Origin of the sequence: Specibacter cremeus, assembly GCF_003946885.1 — a bacterium.
In the GTDB taxonomy this organism is placed as follows: Bacteria; Actinomycetota; Actinomycetes; order Actinomycetales; family Micrococcaceae; genus Specibacter; species Specibacter cremeus.
Genome location: NZ_RWKQ01000039.1, coordinates 1 through 23,630, shown reverse-complemented (window position 1 = coordinate 23,630; position 23,630 = coordinate 1). Strand labels below are relative to the sequence as shown.

The window sequence follows — 23,630 nt, the reverse complement described above, 5'->3', positions numbered from 1 at the left end:
TCTCTTTCTTGGTGGAGGCACGGGGACTCGAACCCCGAACCCCCTGCTTGCAAAGCAGGTGCGCTACCAATTGCGCCATGCCCCCAAGGGGAATATCAATTGTACCGTGATTAGCTGACCGTGTCGGTTGCCTTGCTCCAGGCCGATTTCCGGTCCCTGGATTCCTGCAACTTCCTGCGGACGACGACCGCCGTCGTAATCGCAGCGGCAATCACCAGCAATTTCTTCACTTGAACCAACTTCTTCCATTTGACGAAAAATGGTTCCGTGGGCGTACCAGGACTTGAACCTGGGACCTCTTCGTTATCAGCGAAGCGCTCTAACCGCCTGAGCTATACGCCCTCAACCCTCACCGGGCCGAAACAAGACTTTACCGCAAGGAATCCGTTTCCCCCAAATCGGCGGGCCCGGTGGCAACCCGGGCCCGCCGACCGGGGATACGGCGGGAAGTCAGTCGTCGGTAAGGGTGACTCCGATGCCGCCGACCAGCGTGGCGGAAATGTTGTACAGCACGGCCGACAGCATCGACAGGGCCGTCAGCAGCACGACGTTGACCACGGCGATGATGGTTGCGAACGAGGCGACCTGGCCCAGCGATGCGTACTTCTTCAGGTCGAAACCGCCGCCTTCGCTGCCCTGGATGTCGGTCATCAGCGAGTTGACCTTGTCGAACAACCCGATGACGTCAAGCACCGACCACAGCACGATGGCCGCGACGACGGTGATGATGCCCAGCGCCACGGACAGCATGAATGACATCTTCAGGACGGACCATGGTTCGACCTTGCTGACGAGTAGCCGGGCCCGGCGGGCCTTGGCCTTCGGCGCCGGCTTGACCAGCGGCGGACGGGCCGTGGAGGGCCGCGGCGCCGCCTGTTTCGTCGCCCCGGGGGCGGCGGCAGGACGCTGCGGAGGCCGCGCAGGGGCACTCACCCTGGGCCCTGTTCCCGCCCTCGGGTTCGAGTTACTCGTGCTCAATCGATACCTCCATTTTGTTGCACAGTATTTTGTGGCACAGTCGTCGCGTTTGGCTCGCTTAACGGTACTTCATGAGTCTGGGTGTTGCCTTCGGGGCCTTCTCCGGCCTCATCGCCACCCTCATTGTCGGCGTCATTGTCGAGGCCGCGTTCGCTGTTGCGCGCCACCTCGATGATGCGGTCGTTCTTGTCCGGCTTGGCGAACACGACGCCCATGGTGTCCCGGCCCTTGGCTGGCACCTCGGCCACGTTGGAGCGCACCACCTTGCCGCTGCCCATGACGACGAGCACCTCGTCGTCCTCCTGGACGATCAGGGCCCCGACCAGGTCGCCGCGGTCCTCGACAAGCTTGGCAACCTTGATGCCAAGCCCGCCACGGCCCTGCAGGCGGTATTCGTCCACGGCCGTGCGCTTGGCATAGCCGCCCTCGGTCACGACGAACACGAACGAGTCGTCGGTGACGACGGCCGCGGCGAGCAGTTCGTCGGTGCCCCGGAACTTCATGCCGGTGACCCCGGAGGTGGCCCGGCCCATGGGGCGCAGTGCCTCGTCGGTGGCCGTGAACCGGATCGACTGACCCTTGCGCGAGACGAGCAGCAGGTCGTCCGTCTCGGACACGAGCTGGGCGGAGACGAGTTCGTCGTCGTCACGCAGGTTGATGGCGATGACGCCGGCGGACCGGTTCGTGTCGTAGTCCTCGAGCCGGGTCTTCTTGACCAGGCCGTTGCGCGTGGCGAGCACCAGGTACGGTTCCTGCAGGTAGTCCCGCAGGTCCATGACTTGCGCGATCTTCTCGTCCGGCTGGAACGCCAGCAGGTTGGCCACATGCTGGCCCTTGGCATCGCGGCCGGCCTCCATGAGCTCGTAGGCCTTGGCCCGGTACACCCGGCCCAGGTTCGTGAAGAACAGCAGCCAGTGGTGGGTGGTGGTGACGAAGAAATGTTCGACGACGTCGTCCCCGCGCAGCTGGGCCCCCTTGATGCCCTTGCCGCCGCGGTGCTGGGACCGGTAGTTGTCGGAGCGCGTGCGCTTGACATAACCGCCCCGGGTGATGGTGACGACCATCTCCTCCTCGGGGATCAGGTCCTCCATGCTCATGTTGGGGTCGTAGCCCATCATGATCTCGGTGCGCCGGTCGTCACCGTACTTGTCGGTGATCTCGGCCAACTCGTCGCTGACGATGCCGCGCTGGACCTCCGGGGAGGCCAGGATCCGGTTGAATTCGGCGATCATCAGTTCCAGCTGGTCGTGGCGTTCCTGGATCTTCTGGTGTTCCAGGGCGGCCAGCTTGCGCAGCTGCATGTCGAGGATGGCCTTGGCCTGGATCTCGTCGATGTCCAGCAGGTCCATCAACCCGTCGCGGGCCTCCTCGGACGTGGACGAGGCCCGGATCAGGGCGATCACGGCGTCGAGCGCGTTCAGCGCCTTCAGCAGCGCCCGCTGGATGTGCGCCTCCTCCTCGGCCTTGCGAAGGCGGAACTGGGTGCGCCGGACGATGACGTCCATCTGGTGCGTGACCCAGTGCCGGATGAACGCGTCCAACGGCAGGGTGCGCGGCACGCCGTCGACGATGGCCAGCATGTTGGCGCCGAAGTTGTCCTGCAGCTGGGTGTGCTTGTACAGGTTGTTCAGCACGACCTTGGCCACCGCGTCACGCTTGAGCACGATGACGAGGCGCTGGCCGGTGCGGCCGGACGTCTCATCGCGCAGGTCGGCGATGCCGGCGATGCGGCCGTCCTTGACGAGTTCGGCGATCTTGATGGCCAGATTGTCCGGGTTGGCCTGGTAGGGCAGCTCGGTGACGACCAGGCAGGTGCGGCCCTGGATCTCCTCGACGTTGACGACGGCCCGCATGGTGATGGAGCCGCGCCCGGTCCGGTACGCCTCCTCGATGCCCTTGCGGCCCAGGATCTGCGCGCCGGTCGGGAAGTCCGGGCCCTTGATGCGGGCGATCAGGGCCTCGAGCAGTTCCTCGCGGCCGACGGTCGGATTGGCCAGGTACCACTGGACGCCCTCGGCGACCTCGCGCAGGTTGTGCGGCGGGATGTTCGTGGCCATGCCGACGGCGATGCCGGACGAGCCGTTGACCAACAGGTTCGGGAACCGGGCCGGCAGGATGGTGGGTTCCTGGTTCTTGCCGTCGTAGTTGTCCTGGAAATCGACGGTCTCCTCGTCGATGTCGCGGACCATCTCCATGGCCAGCGGGGCCATCTTGGTTTCCGTGTAGCGGGGGGCGGCCGCGCCGTCGTTGCCGGGCGAACCGAAGTTGCCCTGCCCGAGCGCCAGCGGGTAGCGCATGGTCCAGTCCTGGATCAGGCGCACCAGGGCGTCGTAGATGGCCGTGTCGCCGTGCGGGTGGTACTGGCCCATGACCTCGCCGACCACGCGCGCGCACTTGTTGAATGCCCGGTCCGGCCGGTAGCCGCCGTCGAACATCGCGTACAGCACGCGCCGGTGCACCGGTTTCAGGCCGTCTCGCACGTCCGGCAGCGCGCGGCCGACAATGACGGCCATGGCGTAGTCCAGGTAGGACCGCTGCATTTCGGTCTGCAGGTCGACCTGCTCCACCCGGTCGGCGGCAATGGTTCCCTCGAGGGCCGGCTCGGCGTTCGTCTCGTCCGGGGTCCCCGGCGTCTCGTCACTCATCGTCTTTTATATTCCGTTCGCAATATATGTCGCTTCACGCATCGATAGGGGACCGTGGCCGCCTAGATGTCGAGGAAGCGGACGTCCTTGGCGTTCTGCTGGATGAAGTTCCTGCGCGAGTCCACATCCTCGCCCATGAGGACGGAGAAGATGTGGTCGGCCGCGGCGCCGTCGTCCATGGTGACCTGCAGCAGGGTGCGGTGTTCCGGGTCCATCGTGGTGTCCCACAACTCGGTGTAGTCCATCTCGCCGAGGCCCTTGTAGCGCTGGATGCCGTTGTCCTTCGGGATGCGGCGACCGGCGGCCAGGCCGGCCGCGAGCGTGGCGTCGCGTTCGGCGTCGCTGTACACGTAGTCGTGTGCCGCGTTCGACCACTTGATCCGGTATAGCGGCGGCTGGGCCAGGTACACGTAGCCGTTCTCGATCAGCGGGCGCATGTAGCGGAACAGCAGCGTGAGCAGCAGCGTCGTGATGTGCTGGCCGTCGACGTCGGCATCGGCCATGAGCACGATCTTGTGATAGCGGGCTTTCTCGACATCGAAGTCCTCGCCGATGCCCGCGCCGAACGCGGTGATCATGGCCTGCACCTCGGCATTGCCCAGGGCGCGGTCCAGCCGGGCCCGTTCGACGTTGAGGATCTTGCCGCGCAGCGGCAGGATGGCCTGCGTCATGGGGTTGCGCCCGCGCACGGCCGAGCCGCCGGCCGAGTCGCCCTCCACGATGTAGATCTCGGAGATCGACGGGTCCTTGGACTGGCAGTCCTTGAGCTTGCCGGGCATGCCGCCGGACTCCAGCAGGCCCTTCCGGCGCGTGTTCTCGCGCGCCTTGCGGGCGGCCAGCCGGGCCTGCGAGGCCTGGATGGACTTGCGGATGACGTCGCGGGCCGAGGTCGGGTTGCGTTCGAGCCAATCGCCAAGCCCGTCGGTGACGACGCGCTGGACGAAACCCTTGACCTCGGAGTTGCCGAGCTTCGTCTTGGTCTGACCCTCGAACTGGGGCTCGGACAGTTTCACCGAGATGACCGCGGTCAGGCCCTCGCGGATGTCGTCGCCGGTGAGGTTGTCATCCTTTTCCTTGATGATGTTCTTCTCGCGCGCGTACCGGTTGATCAGGGAGGTCATGGCCGCACGGAAGCCCTCCTCATGCGTGCCGCCCTCGTGCGTGTTGATCGTGTTGGCGTAGGTGTGGACGCTCTCGGAGAACGCCGTGGTCCATTGCAGCGCCAGCTCCACGGCCATGGAACGGGAGGGATCCTCAGTCTCGAACGCGATGACGTCCGGGTGGATGACGTCCACCTTCTTGGACGAGTTCAGGTAGTTCACGTAGTCGAGCAGGCCGTCGTTGTACTGGTACACGACCTCGCGCCCGCCGGCCGGGGTGTTTTCGCCCTCGGGCGCGCTGTCCAGGTCAGGGTCCTCGTCGGCGGCGACGGTGCTGCGCTCGTCGGTCAGCGTGATCTTCAGTCCCTTGTTCAGGAACGCCATCTGCTGGAACCGGGCACGCAGCGTCTCGAAGTCGAAGTCGACCGACTCGAAGATCGTCGGGTCCGGGTAGAACGTCTGGCTCGTCCCCGTCTCGGTGGTGGCCTCGCCCTTGAAGAGTTCGCCCTGCGGCTGGCCGCCGTCGGCGAAGCTCATCCGCCAGATGTGCCCCTGGCGTTTGACCTCGGTGTCGACGCGCCGCGACAGCGCGTTCACCACCGAGATGCCCACCCCGTGCAGGCCGCCGGAGACGGCGTAGCCGCCGCCGCCGAACTTGCCGCCGGCGTGCAGGATCGTCATGACGACCTCCACGGTGGGTTTGCCTTCGGTCGGGTGCACGTCGACGGGGATGCCGCGGCCGTTGTCGACGACCTTCACGCCGCCGTCGGCCTGCAGCGTGACCTCGATGTGGTCGCAGTACCCGGCCAGCGCCTCGTCGACCGAGTTGTCGATCACCTCATAGACGAGGTGGTGCAGGCCGCGGGGGCCGGTGGAACCGATGTACATGCCGGGACGCTTGCGCACGGCCTCGAGACCCTCGAGGACCGTGATGTCGCTGGCACCGTAGTGGCTGGTGTCCGGCTTCACTGTGTCCTGGTTCACAATGTCCGGCTTCACAGTGGAGACGGTCGCCTGCTCGGCAGGCATTGTCGCTTCCGGGTTCTCCGGATTGCTCGTAGTCACAGGCGCGTTCGACCCCTCTATTCTTCGGTGATTGGCGCCCCTGGTCGATCGCCCGTGTTCGGACAACGCCCCCGGCATCCGGTTCCTCGAGCAATTCTACCTTGTGGAAGCCCCGTTTGCCGTGTCAACAGGCCTTGGGACGGCAGGAAACCCGCACAGGACGCCATGCCGGAGCGGCCCCTGAGGCCCAGTACGCGGCCAAGCCTTTGCGGGCCTCTGCACCGCGCTTGATGGATTTTCCGCTTCGCCGCCTCCCCCTACCCGTACGTGTCACGCGGGCCGCGCCCCTTCACACTGCGGAATCCCTTGCGCCAGCTCGGCGCCGCCGGCCCCAGGACGAGCAGCTTCGTGACGACGCCGGCGCCCAGTTCCGCGTCGAAGCGGGCCAGCAGCGACGCCGAAAGCAGGCGCAGCTGCGTCGCCCAGCTGGTCGAGTCGCAGCGCACGTGCAGGGTCGTGTCCTCGAAGCTTTCGGGCCGGCAGTGTGCGGCGATGTCGGGGCCGACGAGTTCGGGCCAGCGGGCCATGACCGAGCCGATGGCGACCGGCGAGGTCCAGCCGCGCTCGGTCACGAGCCGGCCCACCACCTTGCCCAGGCCAAGGGGGTCGCGGCCGCCGTCCTTCCCGTCGAGGAACGGCTGGCGCTTGCGCCGCGGCGTTGCCTGTTTCCCGAGCCGGCTGCGCGGAATCCTCAATTCGCCGCGGCTCTTGGCGATGGCCCGCATCCGGTTCAACGCCGCCTGCGCCGCGTCGACCTCGGTCTGATGCTCGGTCTCATGATCGGGCTCCTCCGGCGGGGGCCCGCCCTTCGCCGCCATCAGCCCTCCGCCGCGGCCTGGTCGCCGCCGGTGACCACACCGCCGGGAATCACCTGGATCTGCGCGCCGGAGAGTTCGGCCGGGATGTCGGCGGCGACGGCGGCCGTCACCAGGACCTGCTCGGCGCCGGAGACCATGGCCGCCAGTTTGGTGCGGCGCTTTGCGTCAAGCTCGGCGAACACGTCGTCGAGGATGAGGATCGGCTCGTTGGCGGCGATGGGGTCGTCCTCGCGCAAAATCTCGTAGGAGGCCAGGCGCAACGCCAGCGCCACGGACCAGGACTCGCCGTGCGAGGCGTAGCCGCGCGCCGGCGCGCTGCCGAGCAGGAGGTCCAGCTCGTCCCGGTGCGGTCCGACGAGGGTCATGCCGCGCTCCAGCTCACGACGGCGGGACTCGCCGAGTGCGCGCAGGTACGCCTGCGCCAGGTCGCCAACGGGAAGGCCGGCGAGGTCGGCCGCGGCACCGGGCCCGCCGCCGTCGTCCGCCCCATCCCCCGGGGCGCCGTCGGCGGCCATGGTCGGGCGGTAGATCGCGCGCAACAACTTGGTGCCGTCGGTGAGCTGTTCGTAAGCGGCGGCCAGGTGCGGTTGCAGGCGTGCGACCAGGTCGAGTCGGGCGGCCAGCAGGGCCGCGGCGGCCGCGGCCAGGTGCTGGTCCCAGACGTCGAGCGTGGCAAGGTGGCCTTCGCTGACACCGGCGCGGGAGAAATGCTGGGCACGCGCCGATTTCAGCAGGGCGTTGCGCTGTTTGAGGACGCGGTCGTAGTCGGCCCGGGTGCCGGCGTGGCGGGGCAGCAGGGTCACGAGCAGGTCGTCGAGGAAGCGCCGGCGATTGCCCGGATCGCCCTTGACGAGGGCCAGGTCCTCGGGTGCGAACAGCACAGAGCGGCAAATGCCCAGGATGTCGCGGGCCCGGACCGGGTTGGCCCGGTTGATCCGGGCCCGGTTGGCGCGCCCGGCGTTGATCTCCACCTCCAGGGTCACCTGCGCCTCGCCGCGCACGATCCTGGCCCGGATCATGGCCCGATCCGTGCCGAAGCGCAGCAGCGGCACGTCGGTACTGGCCCGGTGGGAGCCCAGAGTGGACAGGTAGCCCACGGCCTCGACCAGGTTCGTCTTGCCCAGTCCATTGGATCCGACGAGGACGGTGATGCCGGGCGACAGGGACAGGTCCACCTGTTCGTAACTGCGAAAATCCGTCAGGGACAGCTGCTCAAGATACACGGGGACGTACGTGCTGCTTCCCGGCCGGCTACGAATCCGCGGGCTTGGTGGCGTGGCCGCCGAACTGGTGGCGGAGCGCCGAGACCATCTTCATGGCCGGGGAGGATTCCTCGCGGGATGCGAAACGTGCGAACAGCGCGGCCGTGATGGCCGGTGCCGGGACCGCGTTGGCGATGGCCTCCTCCACGGTCCAGCGGCCCTCGCCGGAATCCTCGACGAAGTCGGCGATCGAGTCCAGGCCCGGGTCCTCGTCGAGCGCTTTGACCATCAGGTCAAGCAGCCACGACCGCACGACCGTGCCCTTCTGCCAGGCGCGGAACGTGCCGGGCAGGTCCTTGATGATGTCCTTGGCGGCCAGCAGCTCATAGCCTTCGGCATAGGCCTGCATGAGGCCGTATTCGATGCCGTTGTGAACCATTTTCGCGTAGTGTCCGGCCCCGACGTCGCCAACATGGACGAAGCTGTCGGCGCGGTCGCCCTCGGGGCGCAAGGCGTCCAGGACGGGCAGCGCCATCGCCACATGCTCTTCCGACCCGCCGGCCATGAGCCCGTACCCGTTTTCCAGTCCCCACACGCCGCCGGAGACGCCCACATCCATGAAACCGATGTTCTTCGCGGCCAGCATTTCCGCGTGCTTCTGGTCCTCGGTGAAACGCGAGTTCCCGCCGTCGACCAGCAGGTCCCCGGGGGCCAGGTAGCCGGACAGTTCGGTGATCACGGAGTCGGTGATCTCGCCGGAAGGCACCATGATCCAGACAAGTCGCGGTGCCGGCAACGCGGTGACGAGGTCCCGCAGTGTCGCGGCGTCGGTGACGTCGGGGTTCTGGTCGAAGCCGGTGACCTCGATGCCGGCCTGGCGCAGCCGGGTCCGCATGTTGAAGCCCATCTTTCCTAAACCGACAAGGCCGATGTGCATGGTGACTTCCTCTTCCGAACGGCTGGGTGGGACGGGGTTATTGGGTGGGCAACCTCACGGGCATGACCAGGTAGCGGTAGTCGTCCTGGTTTTCGCCATTGAGTTCCGCCTGCGCGGTCAGCATGGCCGGCTTGGGCGCCGAGGTGAAGGAGAAACGAACGTACTTGCTGTCGAACGCGCCCAGGCCCTCGCTGAGGTAGTGCGGGTTGAACGCCACGGTGATCTCTTCTCCGACCAGCGCGGCCTCGAGGTTCTCGGAGGCCTGCGCGTCCTCGCCGGTGCCGGCGTCAAGCGTCAACTGCCCGTCGGTGATGATAAGCCGGACGGGGGTGTTTCGTTCGGCAACCAGCGAGACACGGCGCACCGCCTCCGCCAGGGCGCTGGTTTCCACCGTGGCATGGATCGGCGTGTTTTCCGGGAACAGCGAGCGAATCTTGGGGTAGTCGCCGTCGACGAGCAACGACGTCGTGCGCCGTCCGGCACTTTCGAAACCGATCAGCTCGTTGCCCTGGCCCAGGGCGATGTTGATGTCCCCGGAGCCGCCGAGCGTCTTGGCGACCTCGTTGAGGGTCTTCGCCTTCACGAGTGCACTGGTGGAGATATCCGGCGAGTTCGGGCGCCAGTGGACCTCGCGCAGCGCCAAGCGGTACCTGTCAGTTGCCAGCAGGGTGATCAGGTCACCCTCGATTTCCATCTTCACGCCGGTGAGGATCGGCAGCGTGTCGTCCTTGCTGGCCGCGATGATGACCTGGGAGACGGCCTGCGCGAACGCCTCGCCGGAAACCGTGCCGCTGACTTCCGGTAGCGCGGGCAGCTCCGGGTAATCGGCCACGGGCATGGTGGCCAAGCTGAACCGGCTGCTGCGGCAGGTCAACGTGACCTTCGAGCCCTCGGTCTGGACATCGACCGGCGCGGCCGGCAGGCTGCGGCAGATGTCAGCCAGCAGCCGGCCCGAAACCAGGATGGTCCCTTCCTCGGAGATGTCGGCCGGGATCTCAAGGCGCGCCGAAATCTCATAGTCAAAGCTGGCCAGGCTCAGTGTTCCCGCCTCGGCCCGCAGCAGCAGGCCCGAAAGCACCGGTACCGGTGGCCTCGGTGAGAGGGAACGGGCAGCCCAGCTGACGGCATCGTTCAGAACATCCCGGTCGACTCTGAACTTCACGGATCGGTGCCGCCTCTCTTGGTATCAAATTCACGCACGCAGACGGGAGCTGAAGGCTCCTGCGTGAAACTACATGTTTCCAGACAGCCTAACCCCTTGACCAGTCGGTCTGTGCCTCGTGGTTCGGCACCGACCCGTCCGGCGTCCGGCTTGGGGATCATGTTGTTTGAAAAGCAAAGATTCTTGTAGTTCGTAGTGTTAATAACTTCTGTGGATACTGTGGATAACCCGGTCCCGCCGCGTGATCCCGGCGATGTCGGCTGTGCACAAGATGTGGAGTTGCTACGACGTCCGCCGGGACGATCCGTGGACAACTTTCCGCGCCAATCATGGGATCCACAGGAGGCGGGGTAGTTATGCGCAGGCGAACCCGGGTTCTGCACTTAACTGTCCACAGACTTATCCACAGCTGTTAATTTCCGCGGTGGTCGAGCCTCGGTGGTCGAGCATCGAGACCCGGTGATTTCGACGGGCTCAATCACCGCCCGGCTAGCCCTCGCGCTGCTGCTGCTTGATCTTGTTCGTCAGCTCGGTCACCTGGTTGTAGATGGCCCGGCGCTCGGCCATGAGCTCGCGGATCTTCCGGTCCGCATGGATCACCGTGGTGTGGTCCCGGCCGCCGAACTCCTGCCCAATCTTGGGAAGCGACATGTCGGTCAGCTCCCGGCACAGGTACATGGCGATCTGCCGGGCGGTGACCAGCGTGCGCGTGCGCGACTTGCTGCACAACTCCTCCAAGGAGATGTTGAAGTACCTGGCCGTCTGGCCCAGGATCGCCGTGGACGTGATTTCCTGGGCGCCGTCGTCGGTGATCAGGTCCTTGAGCACCATTTCCGCCAGGCCGACATCCACCGGCTGCCGGTTTAGGCTCGCGAAGGCGGTCACCCGGATGAGGGCGCCCTCGAGCTCACGAATGTTCGTGGAGATCTTCGACGCGATGTATTCCAGGGCATCATCCGGCGCGGACAGACCCTCGCCGATGGCCTTCTTGCGCAGGATGGCGATGCGGGTTTCCAGTTCCGGCGGCTGGACGTCCGTCAACAGGCCCCACTCGAAGCGCGACCGCATGCGCTCCTCGAACCCGGACAGCCGCTTCGGTGGCAGGTCCGAGGTGATGACCACCTGCTTGTTGTGGTTGTGCAGGGCGTTGAACGTGTGGAAGAACTCCTCCTGGGTGGCATCCTTGTTCGCCAGGAACTGGATGTCGTCAATCAGGAGGATGTCCACGTTGCGGTACAACTGTTTGAAGCTGGCGCCCTCGTCGTCGCGGATGGAGTTGATGAAGTCGTTCGTGAACTCCTCGGAATTCACGTACCGGACGCGGATTCCGTTGTAGAGGCGGCGGGCGTAGTGGCCGATCGCGTGCAGCAGATGCGTCTTGCCCAGCCCGGAATCCCCGTAAATGAACAGCGGGTTGTAGGCTTTGGCAGGCGCCTCGGCCACGGCGACGGCGGCCGCATGGGCAAACCGGTTGGACTGGCCGATCACGAACGAATCGAAGATGTACTTCGGGTTCAGCCGGCCAAACTCCTGCGACGTGCTCGGCAGCGTGGGCGACGGCCGGGACTCGGCCTCGTGGTGCGGTTCGTGCCGCGGCTCGGGGCGCACGGGTTCGGGCTCCGGTTCCGGCTCCTTCTCCAGCGCCGGCGGCACGATGTCGGCATTGACGCTGAAGGCGCAACTGATCTCCTCCGGGAAGACCTGCCGCAGCGCATCGTCCAGGGCGGTCTTCAGCTGTGTCTGGAGCACCTCGCGAGTCAGGTCGTTCGGCACCGCCACCAGCAACGTGCTGCCGATCAGGCCCTGCGGCTGGGTCAGGACGACGAACCCACGCTGGCGCGGGGTGACCCGGTCATCGTGTTCGAGGATGCGGATGACCCTGCGCCAAGAACTTCCAACGTCGTTGATCTCGTCGGTGCTCATGTGGCGTCCTCATCCTTGTATTTCGTGGTCCGTGCCCGTGTGACTTCCCTTACATGTTCCGTGGGGGAGGTCCGTCGCCGCAATCCGTCATCCACAGGTTTATGCACACCGGTGGATAACTCGTACCGCCTTAGCCTAGGGGATTGCCGGGGCAGAACATAGCGGGGGCGAGGGTTGTGGATAAATGTCACAGGATGGGGTCCGGCGGCCCCGGTGGGAGCTGGTTTCCACAGGCGCCTTTCCACAGGGTGGGGAGAAGCTACCGGCCCCAGGGCGGTCCGGGCAGGCAGCGCCGGCCCCGGCGGAGTGCCGGTGAAGTTGACTGCCGCCGCGCAAATGACCTAACGTGGTGAAGTCCATTGTGTCTGCCCTGCGTCATCTGTGCGCGCCTCGATTTTGGGGACCGGGTGGACGCCACATACTTAGCGTCGGCCTGTTCTTCCCCTTACACAGCTTCGGGCAAGGCGCATCGAATCGATTGTCTTGGAGTTATCACCGTGAGCAAGCGGACTTTCCAGCCAAATAACCGCCGTCGTGCCAAGAAGCACGGTTTCCGTCTGCGCATGCGCACCCGCGCCGGCCGTGCCATCCTGGCCGCCCGTCGCGGCAAGGGCCGCACCGAACTGTCGGCCTAGGCCACACCGCTTGGCGTTTCGTCGAGCCCTTTAGAAGAAGCAGTTGATGGGATCGTGCTAGCCGGCAACCATCGGATGCGTAAATCCGCTGACTTCTCGCATACTGTACGTTCCGGCGTCCGCAATGGACGCCGGAACTTGGTGTTATATGTGGTGTCCACGCGGGACGGGGAATCCACGAAGGTCGGGTTCATTGTGGCCAAGACCGTCGGGAACGCCGTCACCCGCAACCTCGTTAAGAGGAGACTGAGAGAGATGGCGGCGGAGACCGTTCGTACGCATCCCTGCGGGATCAACGTCGTGGTCAGGGCCCTGCCCGCCGCGGCCGGTGCCGACTGGTCCGAGCTGGTCACCGACTACGAACGTGCTTTTGCCACGGCGGCCGGCCGGCTGCCGGAATCACCGGAGCCCAGGCCCCGAACCGCACAAGGGAGGTGAAGAGCGTGTCATCACAGGCTGTTGGCCAGTGCCGACCCAGCCGGCGCCGTCCCAGGTCGCGCCGTGGTGAGCCCGGGCACCCGGGCGCCATCGCCGTCGTCGGCCGTTTCCTCTGGCACCTCCCGCGCAATGTCCTGATCCTCCTGCTCATGGGCTACCGGCGCATCGTCTCACCGCTGTACGGCCAGGTCTGCCGGTACTTCCCGTCGTGCTCGGCGTACGCGCTCGAGGCCGTCACCGTCCACGGCGCCGTGAAGGGCACGTGGCTGGCCCTTCGGCGCCTGATCCGCTGCCACCCCTGGGCCGCCGGCGGCATCGACCCGGTCCCGGACCACGCACACCATCATTGGGACGACCTGGCGACGGCGCCGAGGATCGTCCAGTTGAACCACCCGCACCTGGCCCTGGCGGCCCAATCGGACGCTGACCGCCGCCGGGCGGCTTGAGGAGAATAGAAAAGAACTATGGATTTCTTCGGGACGATCCTGTTTCCCTTCAAATGGCTTGTGTCATGGATCATGGTGCTGTTCCATGACCTGTTCACGTTCCTTGGCATGAACCCGGCCTCCGGCATAGCCTGGACGCTGTCGATCATCGGCCTGGTGCTGGTCATCCGTGCCGCGCTGATTCCCGTCTTCGTCAAGCAGATCAAGGCCCAGCGCGGCATGCAGGCGCTGCAGCCGGACATGAAGAAGCTGCAGACCAAGTACAAGGGCAAGACCGACCAGCTGTCCCGCCAGGCCATGGCGCAGGAACAGATGGCGCTGTACAAGGAGCACGGGACGAACCCGTTCTCCGCCTGCCTGCCCATGCTCATCCAGATGCCGTTCTTCTTCTCGCTGTTCCAGGTGCTCTCCGGTGTGTCCCATGCCAATGCCACGAACACCGGCATCGGTGCCCTGAGCCACGCCCAGGTGCGGCAGTTCGACGAGGCCACCATCTTCGGGGCGCCGCTGTCCAGCGCGTTCCTGCCGTCGATGCAGGGCGGGGACCTCAAGACGTCCGTCGCCATCCTCTCGATCTTTATGATCCTGGCCATGATCGCCTCGCAGTTCATCACGCAGAAGCAGATCATGAGCAAGAACATGTCCGAGGACGCCATGGCCAGCCCGTTCATGAAGCAGCAGAAGATGATGCTGTACGTGCTGCCGCTCGTGTTCGGCATCGGCGGCATCAACTTCCCCATCGGCGTGCTCATCTACTGGACCACCACCAACGTGTGGACCATGGGCCAGCAGTTCTTCGTGATCCGCCGCATGCCGACGCCCGGATCGCCGGCGTACAAGGAGTACCAGGCCCGGCGCGTCGCCAAGGGCCTGCCGCTGCTGGGCGTGACGAAGAAGGCCATCGATCCCGTTGTTGAAGAAGTCCCCGAGCCCAAGGGCCAGCGTGTCCAGCCGCAACGCAAGAACAGGAAGAAGAAGTAATGCCTGCCGAGACTGAAATCGAGCCGGTCGACGACCTGGCCGCCACCGCCACCGCCACTCCCACCGGCCCGAGCCGGCTCGAGGAGGAGGGCGACATCGCCGCCGACTACCTGGAAGAGCTGCTGGACATCGCCGACATCGACGGCGACATCGACATCGAGGTCCGCAACGGCCGCACCTACATCTCCATCGTCGCCGACGAGGAGTCCGAGGCCCTGCGGGACCTGGTGGGTCGAGACGGCGAGGTGCTCGAGGCGTTGCAGGAACTGACCCGGTTGAGCGTGCTGTCCGCCACGGACACCCGCTCCCGGCTGGTGCTGGACATCGCCGGCTACCGCGACCGGCGCCAGGGCGTGCTGCTCGAGCTGGCACGCAAGGCCGTCGAGGACCTGAAAGACGGCGCCGCATCCGTCGCGCTGCCCCCCATGGGCGCCTATGAGCGCAAGATCGTCCACGACGCGGTCGCCGAACTGGGCTGCCTCAGCGAATCCGAGGGTGAGGGCGCCAGGCGCCACATCGTCGTGACGGCCGGGCAGTAGCACCCGTGGCCGTCGCGCTGACCGAGGCCGAGGCGGCCGCCGCCACGCGCATCTTCGGTGACCGGCTTGGACTGGCCATCCGCTACGTGGAGCACCTGGCCACCTCCGGCATCGAGCGGGGCCTGATTGGCCCCCGCGAGGTGCCGCGGTTGTGGAACCGCCATGTGCTCAATTGCGCCGTGGTCGCCGAATTGATGGACGACGGCGTCAGGGTCGCCGATGTGGGCAGCGGCGCGGGGTTGCCGGGCCTGTGCCTGGCGTTGGCCCGGCCCGACCTGTCGCTGACCTTGATAGAGCCCCTGGAACGCCGGGTGACCTGGCTGCATGAGGTGGTCGCGGACTTGGGTTTGGACAACGTGGAGATCCTGCGGGCGCGTGCCGAGGAGGCCGTGGGCGCGGTCGACTGCGACGTTGTCACCGCCCGGGCCGTCTCCGCACTGAAGACGCTTGCGCCCATGACCATTCCGCTGCTTGGCGGCCGGGGGGAGTTGCTGGCTATCAAGGGGCGCAGTGCGGCGGAGGAGATCGAGAAGGCCGCCAAGATCCTGAGGAAACTCGGCGGCACCTCGACCGAGGTCCTCGTGGCAGGTGCGGACGTGCTGGCGGAACCCACCACCGTGGTGCGGGTGACCGTGGACCGGCGTTGAATCAAGGGCCCGCCCACCAGGAGCCGATAGGGTAGTGAGTGGCACTCACTGCCCGATGAAAGAGAGCGTGTCACGGTGACCAGCAGCGAAACCACCTCACAACGGATCCCACCGTTCGTGTCCCTGGGCTCGACGCGGTCCTTCTTGCAGGGCCAATCCGGAATTAATCAATCAGATTCGGTTGATGAGCGGCGTGTAGCCCGGAATGCCCCGGCCGTTTCACGTGAAACATCTTCCTTACCCGCCATCGATGACCTGGACGACGGCAGCCCGATTGCCCGGCAGTTGATGAGTGAGAACAAGCGTCGCGAACGCCTATTGGGGCGGCAGTTGCCCCGCCCCGAGCGGACGCGCATCATGACGATCGCCAATCAGAAGGGTGGCGTCGGCAAAACGACGACGACCGTCAACATCGCGGCCGCCCTCGCGTCCGCGGGGTTGAATGTCATGGTCATCGACATCGATCCCCAGGGAAACGCGTCGACGGCGCTCGGCGTACCACACCACGCGGAGATCGACAGCATCTACGACGTCTTGATCAATGACTTTGCGTTGGCGGACGTCGTGGCCCCCTGTCCGGACATCGACAACCTGATTGTGGCGCCGGCGACGATTCACCTGGCGGGTGCCGAAATTGAATTGGTCTCGCTCGTGGCACGGGAACAGCGGCTGCGCCGTGCCATCGAAGGTTACGGCAAGCATCGCGAGGCCAACGGCGAGCGTCGCCTGGACTTCATCTTCATCGACTGCCCGCCGAGCCTTGGCCTGTTGACCGTCAATGCGTTTTGTGCCGCCAACGAGGTCATGATTCCCATTCAGTGCGAGTACTACGCGCTTGAGGGCCTGAGCCAGTTGCTCAAGAACATCGAAATGATCCAGAAGCACCTGAATTCAGATCTGGTCGTCTCAACAATCCTGCTCACCATGTATGACGGCCGCACGAATTTGGCCGCCCAGGTGGCAGCCGACGTGCGTGAGCATTTCCCGCAGCAGGTATTGCGTGCCGTTGTGCCGCGGTCCGTGCGCATTTCAGAGGCGCCGAGCTACCAGCAGACCGTCATGACGTACGATCCGTCATCGACCGGCGCGTTGTCCTACCTGGAAGCGGCCGCCGAGCTGGCCGAACGCTAAACTCTACTCATGAACGGGCCACAATGGTCCGTGCCGTTCCAACCATCTGTGCTACGCGAAGCACGGGACGCATCCATTGGAGGACATGTCAATGACCGATAAGCGTAGGGGCCTTGGCCGCGGCTTGGGTGCTTTGATACCTAACTCAGCATCCGACGACGGTTCCGACGGAGCGAGCCCGGCCCCCGCGCGCCCGGTGGATCTGTTCTTTCCGGAGCCGAAGTCACGCAAGGCGGCCGGTGGATCGCGCGAAACAACCAGAAAGGCACCCGAACCGGCCCCGGTGCTCGTTGACGTTCCGGGCGCAACGTTCCTGGAACTGCCCGTCGGGAACATCCACGCCAACCGAAAGCAACCCCGTACCGTTTTCGATGAGGACGATATGGCGGAGCTGGTTCACTCCGTGCGTGAAATCGGTGTTTTACAGCCGATCGTGGTTCGCAAGTCGAACGAGTTGGGGGACCAGTCGTATGAACTGGTCATGGGTGAACGTCGTTGGCGCGCCTCCCAGAAGGCGGGGCTGGACACCATTCCGGCCATCATCCGCGATACCACCGACGACAACCTGCTGCGCGACGCCCTACTGGAAAACCTGCACCGCAGCCAGCTGAACCCGCTGGAAGAGGCGGCCGCCTACCAGCAGCTGCTGGAGGACTTTGGAACCACTCACGAGGAGTTGGCGGACAGGATCGGCAGGTCCCGTCCCCAGGTGTCCAACACCCTGCGTTTGTTGAAGCTGCCGGCCGTGGTGCAGCGACGCGTGGCGGCCGGGGTGTTGACCGCCGGGCACGCCCGCGCGCTGCTGTCACTGCCGGATTCGGATGCCATGGAAAGGCTCGCGCAGCGAATCGTGGCGGAGGGCATGTCCGTACGTGGCACCGAGGAGGCTGTTGCGCTGTACCAGGAGCCGGCCGAGGACCACAAGGGCCGGACGACGAAGCCGAGCCCCCGCCACGAACGGCTGGATTTCCTGGCGAGCTCATTGGCGGACCGACTCGATACGAACGTCAAGATTTCGCTGGGCGCGCGCAAGGGGAAGGTCAGCATCGAGTTCGCTTCGGTCGAGGACCTGAACCGCATCATGGATGTACTGGCAGCGGGGAGTAACTGACGCACGCATTTTTTGAATTTCAAGAAGGGCGGGTTTGGTTTCACGTGAAACCAAACCCGCCCTTCTGTGTCCAATCGGTTCTCCAGGATTGATCCTAAGCAGCAAGATTGTTACAGCGTTGGCCATGGATTCGGGGGTTGGGTGTCCCGACTGGCGGTCCATGGGGGATGTTTCAGGTCAAGGCGGCCCGCGACTGCCACAAGTCAGCGTATCCTTGCGCTGCGCCGGGACCACCTATGGTCCAATGCGGAATCGTTGGTTTCGGGTCGGGGACCACGAGCAGATACGCCCCTCATTTTGGCAGCGAGGCGACCGCGGGGGCGGGTGGATCCTGTGTGGCCCGAACGGGATGATTCCTGACCACTTCCGGTCCGGTGCCGATGCTGCCCGCGGATGCGTCGGGGCTCCGTCTTAGCCCGTCCGGGGCACTGTACTTTCCGCTGGGATTCAACATGTCCCGATCCCGGTAGCCGACCGCGCCCCCATCGAGTGGTGCGACGCCGTCTCGGTCCGCCTGCACGATTTGAGGTGAGTGAGTCCGTGACGAAATTTCCCCATGTCGCGAAGAGATCACTAGATTGCCCGGAGTCTTTCCGAGCAGGCGTACGATGGCGACGCACTGGAAAACGCGCGGGTCGAAACGGGGCCGGCCCCGATGACGCGCACGAAAGTAGTCCGCGAGACGGTCTACAGCACCATTTCGCCAATGCCAGAGCGCGTACCTGAATCACCGAAGACCCATCGAATGCTGCGTCCTGCCAGACTTGCCATTCGGACGTCAAGGGTGGCTTGCGGGCGACAAAACAGAATGGGTCGGTATCGGATGGCCGGGATTCCTTCCTGCCTCCGAACGCGAACCCGCGTCCTTGTTTCACGTGAAACAAGGACGCGGGTTCGCTGATGGGCGCACGTGAATAGTCTGGCCACCAGGGCACGAAGACTCCTCGGGTGTCGCATATGGACCATGTCGGAGGCGTTCAGTGGCATTGCGCCCTCACGCAGCGCAGCCGATGCCGGAGCGGCCCGGTCCGAGGGGCGCTGTGGGGCCCTCTGGGCGCCGGGTGGACCCCGAATGAGGTTTCCCACTGCACCGAGACCCATGAAGCCCGGAGAGGGCCCTCCAGTTTACCGAGTGGTGTCGTTGGGCGTCGGCTGACGGGGTGGTAATCAGTCGCGCGTACCCTCCTCACACCCACCACACCGAGCCAAGCGTCCAGTTCAACTCGTTCTGGGGGAGCAGGCCCATTGACTGGCCGGCCCGGGTCTCGGCAATGACCGTAGGCGCATACCGGGTCCGCCGGCTTTGACGCGGGAGTGCAGGGCTCCGACACCCTGATCGGGCGCGGGGACCGCCCCGACATGGCCGCGGTGGGCATGCTCGCCCGCCGGCTGGCCCACGGAGCCGAACCGGCCGCTGCGAACGTGGACCTGAGCGTCTATGACACCTTCACCACCGTCAACACCAGCACGGGAGAAATAGCATGAGCACGACCACCGTCCAGGACGTCATCGAGGCGGGCCGGCAGGCATCCCTGACCGGCACCGTGTTGGCCGAGTGGGCCGAGAAGGTACCCCGAAGCAACGCGAATACCTGCACGGGCTGCTGCAGGCCGAACACGAATCCCGGCAGGAATCACGCCGCCAACGGCTCCTGAAATCCGCCCGGCTGCCGGCGCTGAAGTCCCTGACAGGTTTTGACTATGCCGGCGTCAGATTCCCGGAGGACTACGGCCGCGAGGCCTTGGCCTCCCTGGCAAAAAACCAGTTCCTGATCATCGACGAAGTCGGGTATCTGTCCACCGATACCGAAGGGGCCAGGTTCCTCTTCCAGGTCATCGCCGACGGCTACGAGAAACGCAGCCTGATCATCACCACCAACCTCGAGTTCTCCCGCTGGGGAACCGTGTTCGGGGACGACACTATGGCAGCTGCAGTCATCGACCGCATCGTCCACCACGGCCGGCTCCTGCAGTTCCGCGGCGAATCCTACCGGGTCAAGCACGCCCTCATGAAATAGGGCCAAACGCCCACATGGCATGAAACCGCGCCCACGTGGCCGGATTCTTAGCGCTGAAATGACCGACCTAAAGTTGACAGAACACAGCCGTTCCGACGTAGGTCATCGCGCACGAGCAGCGCACCGGGCATCGTTCCAACTACAGGCAGTTAGCCGGCGTATCTGGTCGCGGCCTCGATGGGCAAGCCCGGAGTGGTGGTCGGCCAGCTTTGCGCCGAGCTCGGCGTCACGAGGCAGACGCTGTACAGTCATGTCGGCCCATCGGGGAACTGCGACCGGATGGGGAGAGGGTGCTGGCGGGGAAGTAGGGCCAGTATCGCAATTCCCGTGCGGCATCGGCTTTGAACGGTTTGATCTGTTTCGGGTGCGGGGCGGCGCTCTGTGGCCGGGTCACCTCGCAGTCGGGAGGGGCTCGTCAGGGGCCGGGCAGGGGTGAGTACGCATCCAGCTATCCCCTGGCAACATCATGCGCTTGGTTGACCTCTACTTGCGTGGGAGCGGCACCCCTGTGGACGGCACGCACGGTTTCGGGGTTCGGCCAGTTGACTCTTTATTCTTCCGATGCTGGGTGTCGAGCCGACGGAGCCATCGATTGCGGCAAGTAACGTGGCAAGCCCGACTACTCCGTTCGCCTTCATGACGATTTTCTCTCGGGCGTTTTCGGACAGGGCGGGAAATCGCTCATCGATTAGGTGGGCCATGCCAACCTCGGCCGCTGTGTCTGCCTCTATGATGGCCTGCCGGGGTCGTGCGGACGGGTCGCACTCAGGTACAGCAGCCACTCTTGCCGGCGGGTGCTCGTCGCGGCTCGCCCGCTCGAAGGCGCTCCTCACCGACCGGGCATCGAGGATGCTTGCGACGGTGGATAGTTCCACGGACATAGCGGCACTCCACCCCGTGAGCCCTGACTGGTCCGGATCGATGGGCCAGATCCTTTCGGTGGTGAGGTTCGCTGACGAATATCGTTTCGTGAGGACCTGGCCGCTCCAGAGTTCAATCCACTCGACCGCGGTCGAGTACCACGCATTGAATTGCGTCCCGAAGGTGGTCGCAAAGTGAGCTAATGGGGCATCTGCGGGATCGTCAGGCTCGACGCTTATCGCGATTGTGTCGACCATGGCCGCCAGTGGACGCGGCCTTCTCGGCCGTGGCGAATTGATCCGGACGTGCCTCCCGGTACAGGCGCACCAGTTTCCCAACGTCCCGTCGTTGACGCCGATATCGACGGCGACCTGCGCGATAGGACGGCCGGAGGTAATCACCAACTGAACGTCCTCACCCTTGAACTTCTCCGTGTACTTCCTACTGGCGGATAGCCGGACTTGGTACGGGCAGTCCACGTAGTTGGTACTGCTTTTCCCTGTATTTGGTACTGCGGTCATGTTCGCGTGTTCTTCTTGCGGAACGGCGACACAGTGGGTGTTGCCGTTTCCTGATGGAGGAGGCATTGATGGCGAGCTACAAGGCGATTATGGCTTTGGTGTTCGAGGGCCGCAGCTACGACGAGATTGTGGGCATGGTGGGGTGTTCACGCCGGGATATCTCGGTGGTGAAGAAGACCGTGGCGGCCAGGGGCTTGACGGCCGCGCAGGCTGCTGTGATGGGTGAGGCCCAGTGGGGGGAGTTGTTCCCTGATGGGCGTCGGAATGTGTCGGGTTCCTTTGACCAGCCTGACTTCGCGGGCACGTTGAAGTCGATGAAATCCAACAAGCATTTCACCTTGCAGCAGGCGTGGCGGATGTATGTGGGTGCACCGTCCGGGCAGGGGAAGAAGTACGGGTATTCGCGGTATTGCCAGCTGTTCGCGGAGTTCGTGGCGACCCATGATGTGGTGGCGACGCTGCACCACGAGCCGGGCCGTGCCATGCTGGTGGACTGGGCCGGGGACACGCTGCCGGTGACGGATGCGGTGACTGGTGAGATCCGCAAGGCCTACCTGTTTGTTGCAGTCCTGCCGTTTTCGGGCCTCGTGTTCTGCCGGGCGTTTGCCGACATGAAGCAGGAGGCCTGGATCAGCGCACATGTGCAGGCCTTTGAATTCGCCGGCGGTGCCACCCAAATCATCGTCCCGGACAACGCTTCCACGGCAACCCACCGGTCCGTCAAGGGTGATGGTGCCAGGGTCGTCCATGCCCGCTACCAGGAGCTCGCCGACCACTACTCCACGGCGATAGTGCCGGCCAGGGTCCGCAAGCCGCGGGACAAGGCGGCGGTGGAATCGGCGGTGAACACCATCAACAAGCGCGTGATCGGCTACCTTGCCGAAGAACTCTGGACCACCTTCGCGGAGCTGAACACTGCGATTGAGGAGCGGATGGTGGAGGTCAATGAGCAGATGCGCCGGGCCGATGGCACGAGCAGGTATGAGCGGTTCCTGGCGGAGGAGGCCGGGCTGCTGCAGCCGCTGCCGGCGGAGAGGTTCGATACGGTGGCGTGGAAGCAGTTGAAGGTCGGGCGGAACTACCATGTCACCGCCGATTACCAGCACTACTCGGTGCCCTACACGTTCGCCGGGCAGATTCTGCGGGTGCGCCTGACCGGCACCACGGTCACCATTTTTGATGGCGAGTCCGTGGTGTGTGAACATCCGCGCAAGGCCGGACGCAAGGGCCAGTACTCCACGACTGTCGAGCACGCGCCGAAGCAGCACCAGGACATCGACGGGCTGTGGTCACGGCAGTGGTTCGTGCACCGGGCCCGGAGTTTCGGGCCGGCGACCGTGGCGGTGATTGAGATGATCCTGGACCGCTCCGCCATTGAGGCGCAGGCCTACCTGGACTGCCAGAACATCCTGATGACCCTGGGCAAAAACAACAAGCAGCGGCTGGAGTCCGCCTGCCAGCAGATCATCAATCAGCACGGCTACCCGACCTACACCACGCTCAAACGCATCATGGCGACCATCACCGGCGACAAGCAACGCGCCCGGCCGCTGGTTGCGGCGGCCACCAACGAGAAGAGCACTCCCGGGGCGGTTGACCTGCCCGGTGTCCTGGTGCGCGGCGCCGACTACTACCAGGAACGCGGGTGATCCGGGGCGTGTTTACCAGTGTTGACCACGAGAAGTTCCGGGCCCTGCGCATCACGCACGTGGCGACCCGGTTCGAAGAACTCATCAAGGACGAAGCGAACGACGAGGCCACCCCGGAGGAGCTGTTCCTCACCGCCGTTGACGAGGCCCTGGAACTGCGCCGCTCGGGCAGGATTGAGAAACTCATCCGGCAGGCAGGATTCCCCCTCCCGGAGGCCTCGGTCGCCGAGATCACCTATCCGCCCGGGCGCGGGATCACCCCGGTGAGGATGAAACGCTACGCCAACCATGACTGGAGGGCCGACCCGACGAACCTGCTGATCATCTCCCCGACCGGAGGAGGCAAAACCTATCTGGCCTGCGCGATCGGCGTCGCCGCCTGCCACGCCGAGCACACCGTTCACTACACGCGGATGGATGATTTAGCACGCCGCCTGGTCATCGCCCGCGGGGATGGGATCGGCCACCAAACCATGCTCAACCAGCTCAGCGACGTTGACCTGCTCATCATCGATGACTTCCTCACCGTGGGCATCGACCCGAATGCCGCCAGCGACCTGTTCTCGATCCTGGCCAACCGTGACCACCGGCTGCCGACCATCATCGTCAGCCAATCCGGTCCCGCCTACTGGGTGGAAGCCCTGCCCGACAAGGTGGCCGCCGACTCCACCGTGAACCGGCTCGCCAACCAGTCCCGCACACTCAACCTCGGCGAGGTCGACATGCGGCGGCTGCGCAGCCAGGTGTTGAGCGTCTCGTTGGCTGACGATGCGTCGGTCACTATGGGTGACGATTCTGCCGCCGTCATCCTGGGTCCGTCGGCG

The 23,630-nt window shown here is 65.1% G+C and carries 22 protein-coding genes and 2 tRNA genes; 12 read left to right on the top strand and 12 right to left on the bottom strand.

Features of this window, described 5'->3' with window-relative positions; genetic code table 11:
• Positions 1-9: 9 nt before the first annotated feature.
• The 11 genes from EJC77_RS14685 to dnaA form a co-directional block, all read right to left on the bottom strand.
• Positions 10-85: transfer RNA gene (locus tag EJC77_RS14685), tRNA-Ala, on the bottom strand.
• Positions 86-110: 25 nt separating this feature from the next.
• Positions 111-230: a DLW-39 family protein gene (locus EJC77_RS21150; protein WP_240630272.1), complete on the bottom strand. Its 120-nt coding sequence runs from the start codon at positions 228-230 to the stop codon at positions 111-113.
• A gap of 38 nt (positions 231-268) precedes the next feature.
• Positions 269-342: transfer RNA gene (locus EJC77_RS14680), tRNA-Ile, on the bottom strand.
• 108 nt (positions 343-450) lie between these two features.
• The gene (locus tag EJC77_RS14675; protein WP_125614140.1) at positions 451-978 is read right to left on the bottom strand and encodes a DUF3566 domain-containing protein; all 528 of its coding nucleotides are present in this window, start codon (positions 976-978) and stop codon (positions 451-453) included.
• On the bottom strand, positions 975-3,623 hold the full coding sequence (gene gyrA / locus EJC77_RS14670; protein WP_125614137.1) for a DNA gyrase subunit A: 2,649 nt from the start codon (positions 3,621-3,623) through the stop codon (positions 975-977). Before gyrA ends, EJC77_RS14675 begins: the two co-directional genes overlap by 4 nt.
• A 62-nt stretch (positions 3,624-3,685) precedes the next feature.
• On the bottom strand, positions 3,686-5,752 hold the full coding sequence (gene gyrB / locus EJC77_RS14665; protein WP_125614192.1) for a DNA topoisomerase (ATP-hydrolyzing) subunit B: 2,067 nt from the start codon (positions 5,750-5,752) through the stop codon (positions 3,686-3,688).
• Positions 5,753-6,045: 293 nt separating this feature from the next.
• Positions 6,046-6,606, bottom strand: coding sequence for a DciA family protein (locus tag EJC77_RS14660; RefSeq protein WP_125614134.1), 561 nt, complete (start codon positions 6,604-6,606; stop codon positions 6,046-6,048).
• Complete coding sequence (gene recF / locus EJC77_RS14655; RefSeq protein ID WP_125614131.1) at positions 6,606-7,829, bottom strand: DNA replication/repair protein RecF; 1,224 nt, start codon at positions 7,827-7,829, stop codon at positions 6,606-6,608. The genes EJC77_RS14660 and recF overlap by 1 nt, the downstream gene beginning before the upstream one ends.
• Positions 7,830-7,857: 28 nt before the next feature.
• Positions 7,858-8,745, bottom strand: a complete 888-nt coding sequence (gnd, locus tag EJC77_RS14650; RefSeq protein ID WP_125614128.1) for a phosphogluconate dehydrogenase (NAD(+)-dependent, decarboxylating) — start codon at positions 8,743-8,745, stop codon at positions 7,858-7,860.
• Between the two features lie 37 nt (positions 8,746-8,782).
• Entirely contained in the window at positions 8,783-9,907 is a 1,125-nt protein-coding gene (dnaN, locus tag EJC77_RS14645; protein ID WP_125614125.1) for a DNA polymerase III subunit beta, read from the bottom strand.
• 489 nt (positions 9,908-10,396) lie between these two features.
• Positions 10,397-11,830, bottom strand: coding sequence for a chromosomal replication initiator protein DnaA (dnaA, locus tag EJC77_RS14640; RefSeq protein ID WP_125614122.1), 1,434 nt, complete (start codon positions 11,828-11,830; stop codon positions 10,397-10,399).
• Positions 11,831-12,327: 497 nt separating this feature from the next.
• Here dnaA and rpmH point away from each other — a divergent pair, with 497 nt between their 5' ends.
• The 10 genes from rpmH to EJC77_RS14595 all read left to right on the top strand — a co-directional run bounded on the left by rpmH (position 12,328) and on the right by EJC77_RS14595 (position 19,775).
• Entirely contained in the window at positions 12,328-12,465 is a 138-nt protein-coding gene (gene rpmH / locus EJC77_RS14635) for a 50S ribosomal protein L34 (protein WP_003800212.1), read from the top strand.
• Positions 12,466-12,540: 75 nt separating this feature from the next.
• Positions 12,541-12,903 carry a ribonuclease P protein component gene (gene rnpA, locus EJC77_RS14630; RefSeq protein WP_338069482.1) on the top strand — a complete coding sequence of 121 codons (363 nt, stop codon included), beginning with the start codon at positions 12,541-12,543 and terminating at the stop codon, positions 12,901-12,903.
• A gap of 89 nt (positions 12,904-12,992) precedes the next feature.
• Positions 12,993-13,349 carry a membrane protein insertion efficiency factor YidD gene (gene yidD, locus EJC77_RS20770; protein WP_240630274.1) on the top strand — a complete coding sequence of 119 codons (357 nt, stop codon included), beginning with the start codon at positions 12,993-12,995 and terminating at the stop codon, positions 13,347-13,349.
• Positions 13,350-13,367: 18 nt separating this feature from the next.
• Entirely contained in the window at positions 13,368-14,330 is a 963-nt protein-coding gene (yidC, locus tag EJC77_RS14620) for a membrane protein insertase YidC (RefSeq protein WP_125614114.1), read from the top strand.
• Complete coding sequence (locus tag EJC77_RS14615; RefSeq protein ID WP_125614110.1) at positions 14,330-14,869, top strand: Jag family protein; 540 nt, start codon at positions 14,330-14,332, stop codon at positions 14,867-14,869. The genes yidC and EJC77_RS14615 overlap by 1 nt, the downstream gene beginning before the upstream one ends.
• 5 nt (positions 14,870-14,874) lie before the next feature.
• The gene (gene rsmG, locus EJC77_RS14610) at positions 14,875-15,516 is read left to right on the top strand and encodes a 16S rRNA (guanine(527)-N(7))-methyltransferase RsmG (protein WP_240630270.1); all 642 of its coding nucleotides are present in this window, start codon (positions 14,875-14,877) and stop codon (positions 15,514-15,516) included.
• Positions 15,517-15,591: 75 nt separating this feature from the next.
• A complete protein-coding gene (locus EJC77_RS14605; RefSeq protein ID WP_276309081.1) occupies positions 15,592-16,647 on the top strand; it encodes a ParA family protein in 1,056 nt (351 codons plus the stop codon).
• A 91-nt stretch (positions 16,648-16,738) separates the two neighbouring features.
• Positions 16,739-17,758, top strand: a complete 1,020-nt coding sequence (locus EJC77_RS14600) for a ParB/RepB/Spo0J family partition protein (RefSeq protein WP_125614107.1) — start codon at positions 16,739-16,741, stop codon at positions 17,756-17,758.
• A 1,314-nt stretch (positions 17,759-19,072) separates the two neighbouring features.
• Positions 19,073-19,243 carry a hypothetical protein gene (locus EJC77_RS20445; RefSeq protein WP_164520443.1) on the top strand — a complete coding sequence of 57 codons (171 nt, stop codon included), beginning with the start codon at positions 19,073-19,075 and terminating at the stop codon, positions 19,241-19,243.
• Between the two features lie 70 nt (positions 19,244-19,313).
• On the top strand, positions 19,314-19,775 hold the full coding sequence (locus tag EJC77_RS14595) for an ATP-binding protein (protein WP_164520442.1): 462 nt from the start codon (positions 19,314-19,316) through the stop codon (positions 19,773-19,775).
• A gap of 464 nt (positions 19,776-20,239) precedes the next feature.
• Here the strand turns inward: EJC77_RS14595 and EJC77_RS14585 are convergent, their stop codons facing one another.
• A complete protein-coding gene (locus tag EJC77_RS14585; protein ID WP_125614104.1) occupies positions 20,240-21,157 on the bottom strand; it encodes a transposase in 918 nt (305 codons plus the stop codon).
• A 68-nt stretch (positions 21,158-21,225) separates the two neighbouring features.
• On the opposite strand from EJC77_RS14585, the gene istA reads away from it, so the two are divergent.
• On the top strand, positions 21,226-22,806 hold the full coding sequence (gene istA / locus EJC77_RS14580) for an IS21 family transposase (RefSeq protein ID WP_125614101.1): 1,581 nt from the start codon (positions 21,226-21,228) through the stop codon (positions 22,804-22,806).
• A gap of 8 nt (positions 22,807-22,814) precedes the next feature.
• Positions 22,815-23,630 (top strand): ATP-binding protein (locus EJC77_RS14575; protein ID WP_125614098.1); only part of this gene is annotated, 816 nt, incomplete at its 3' end.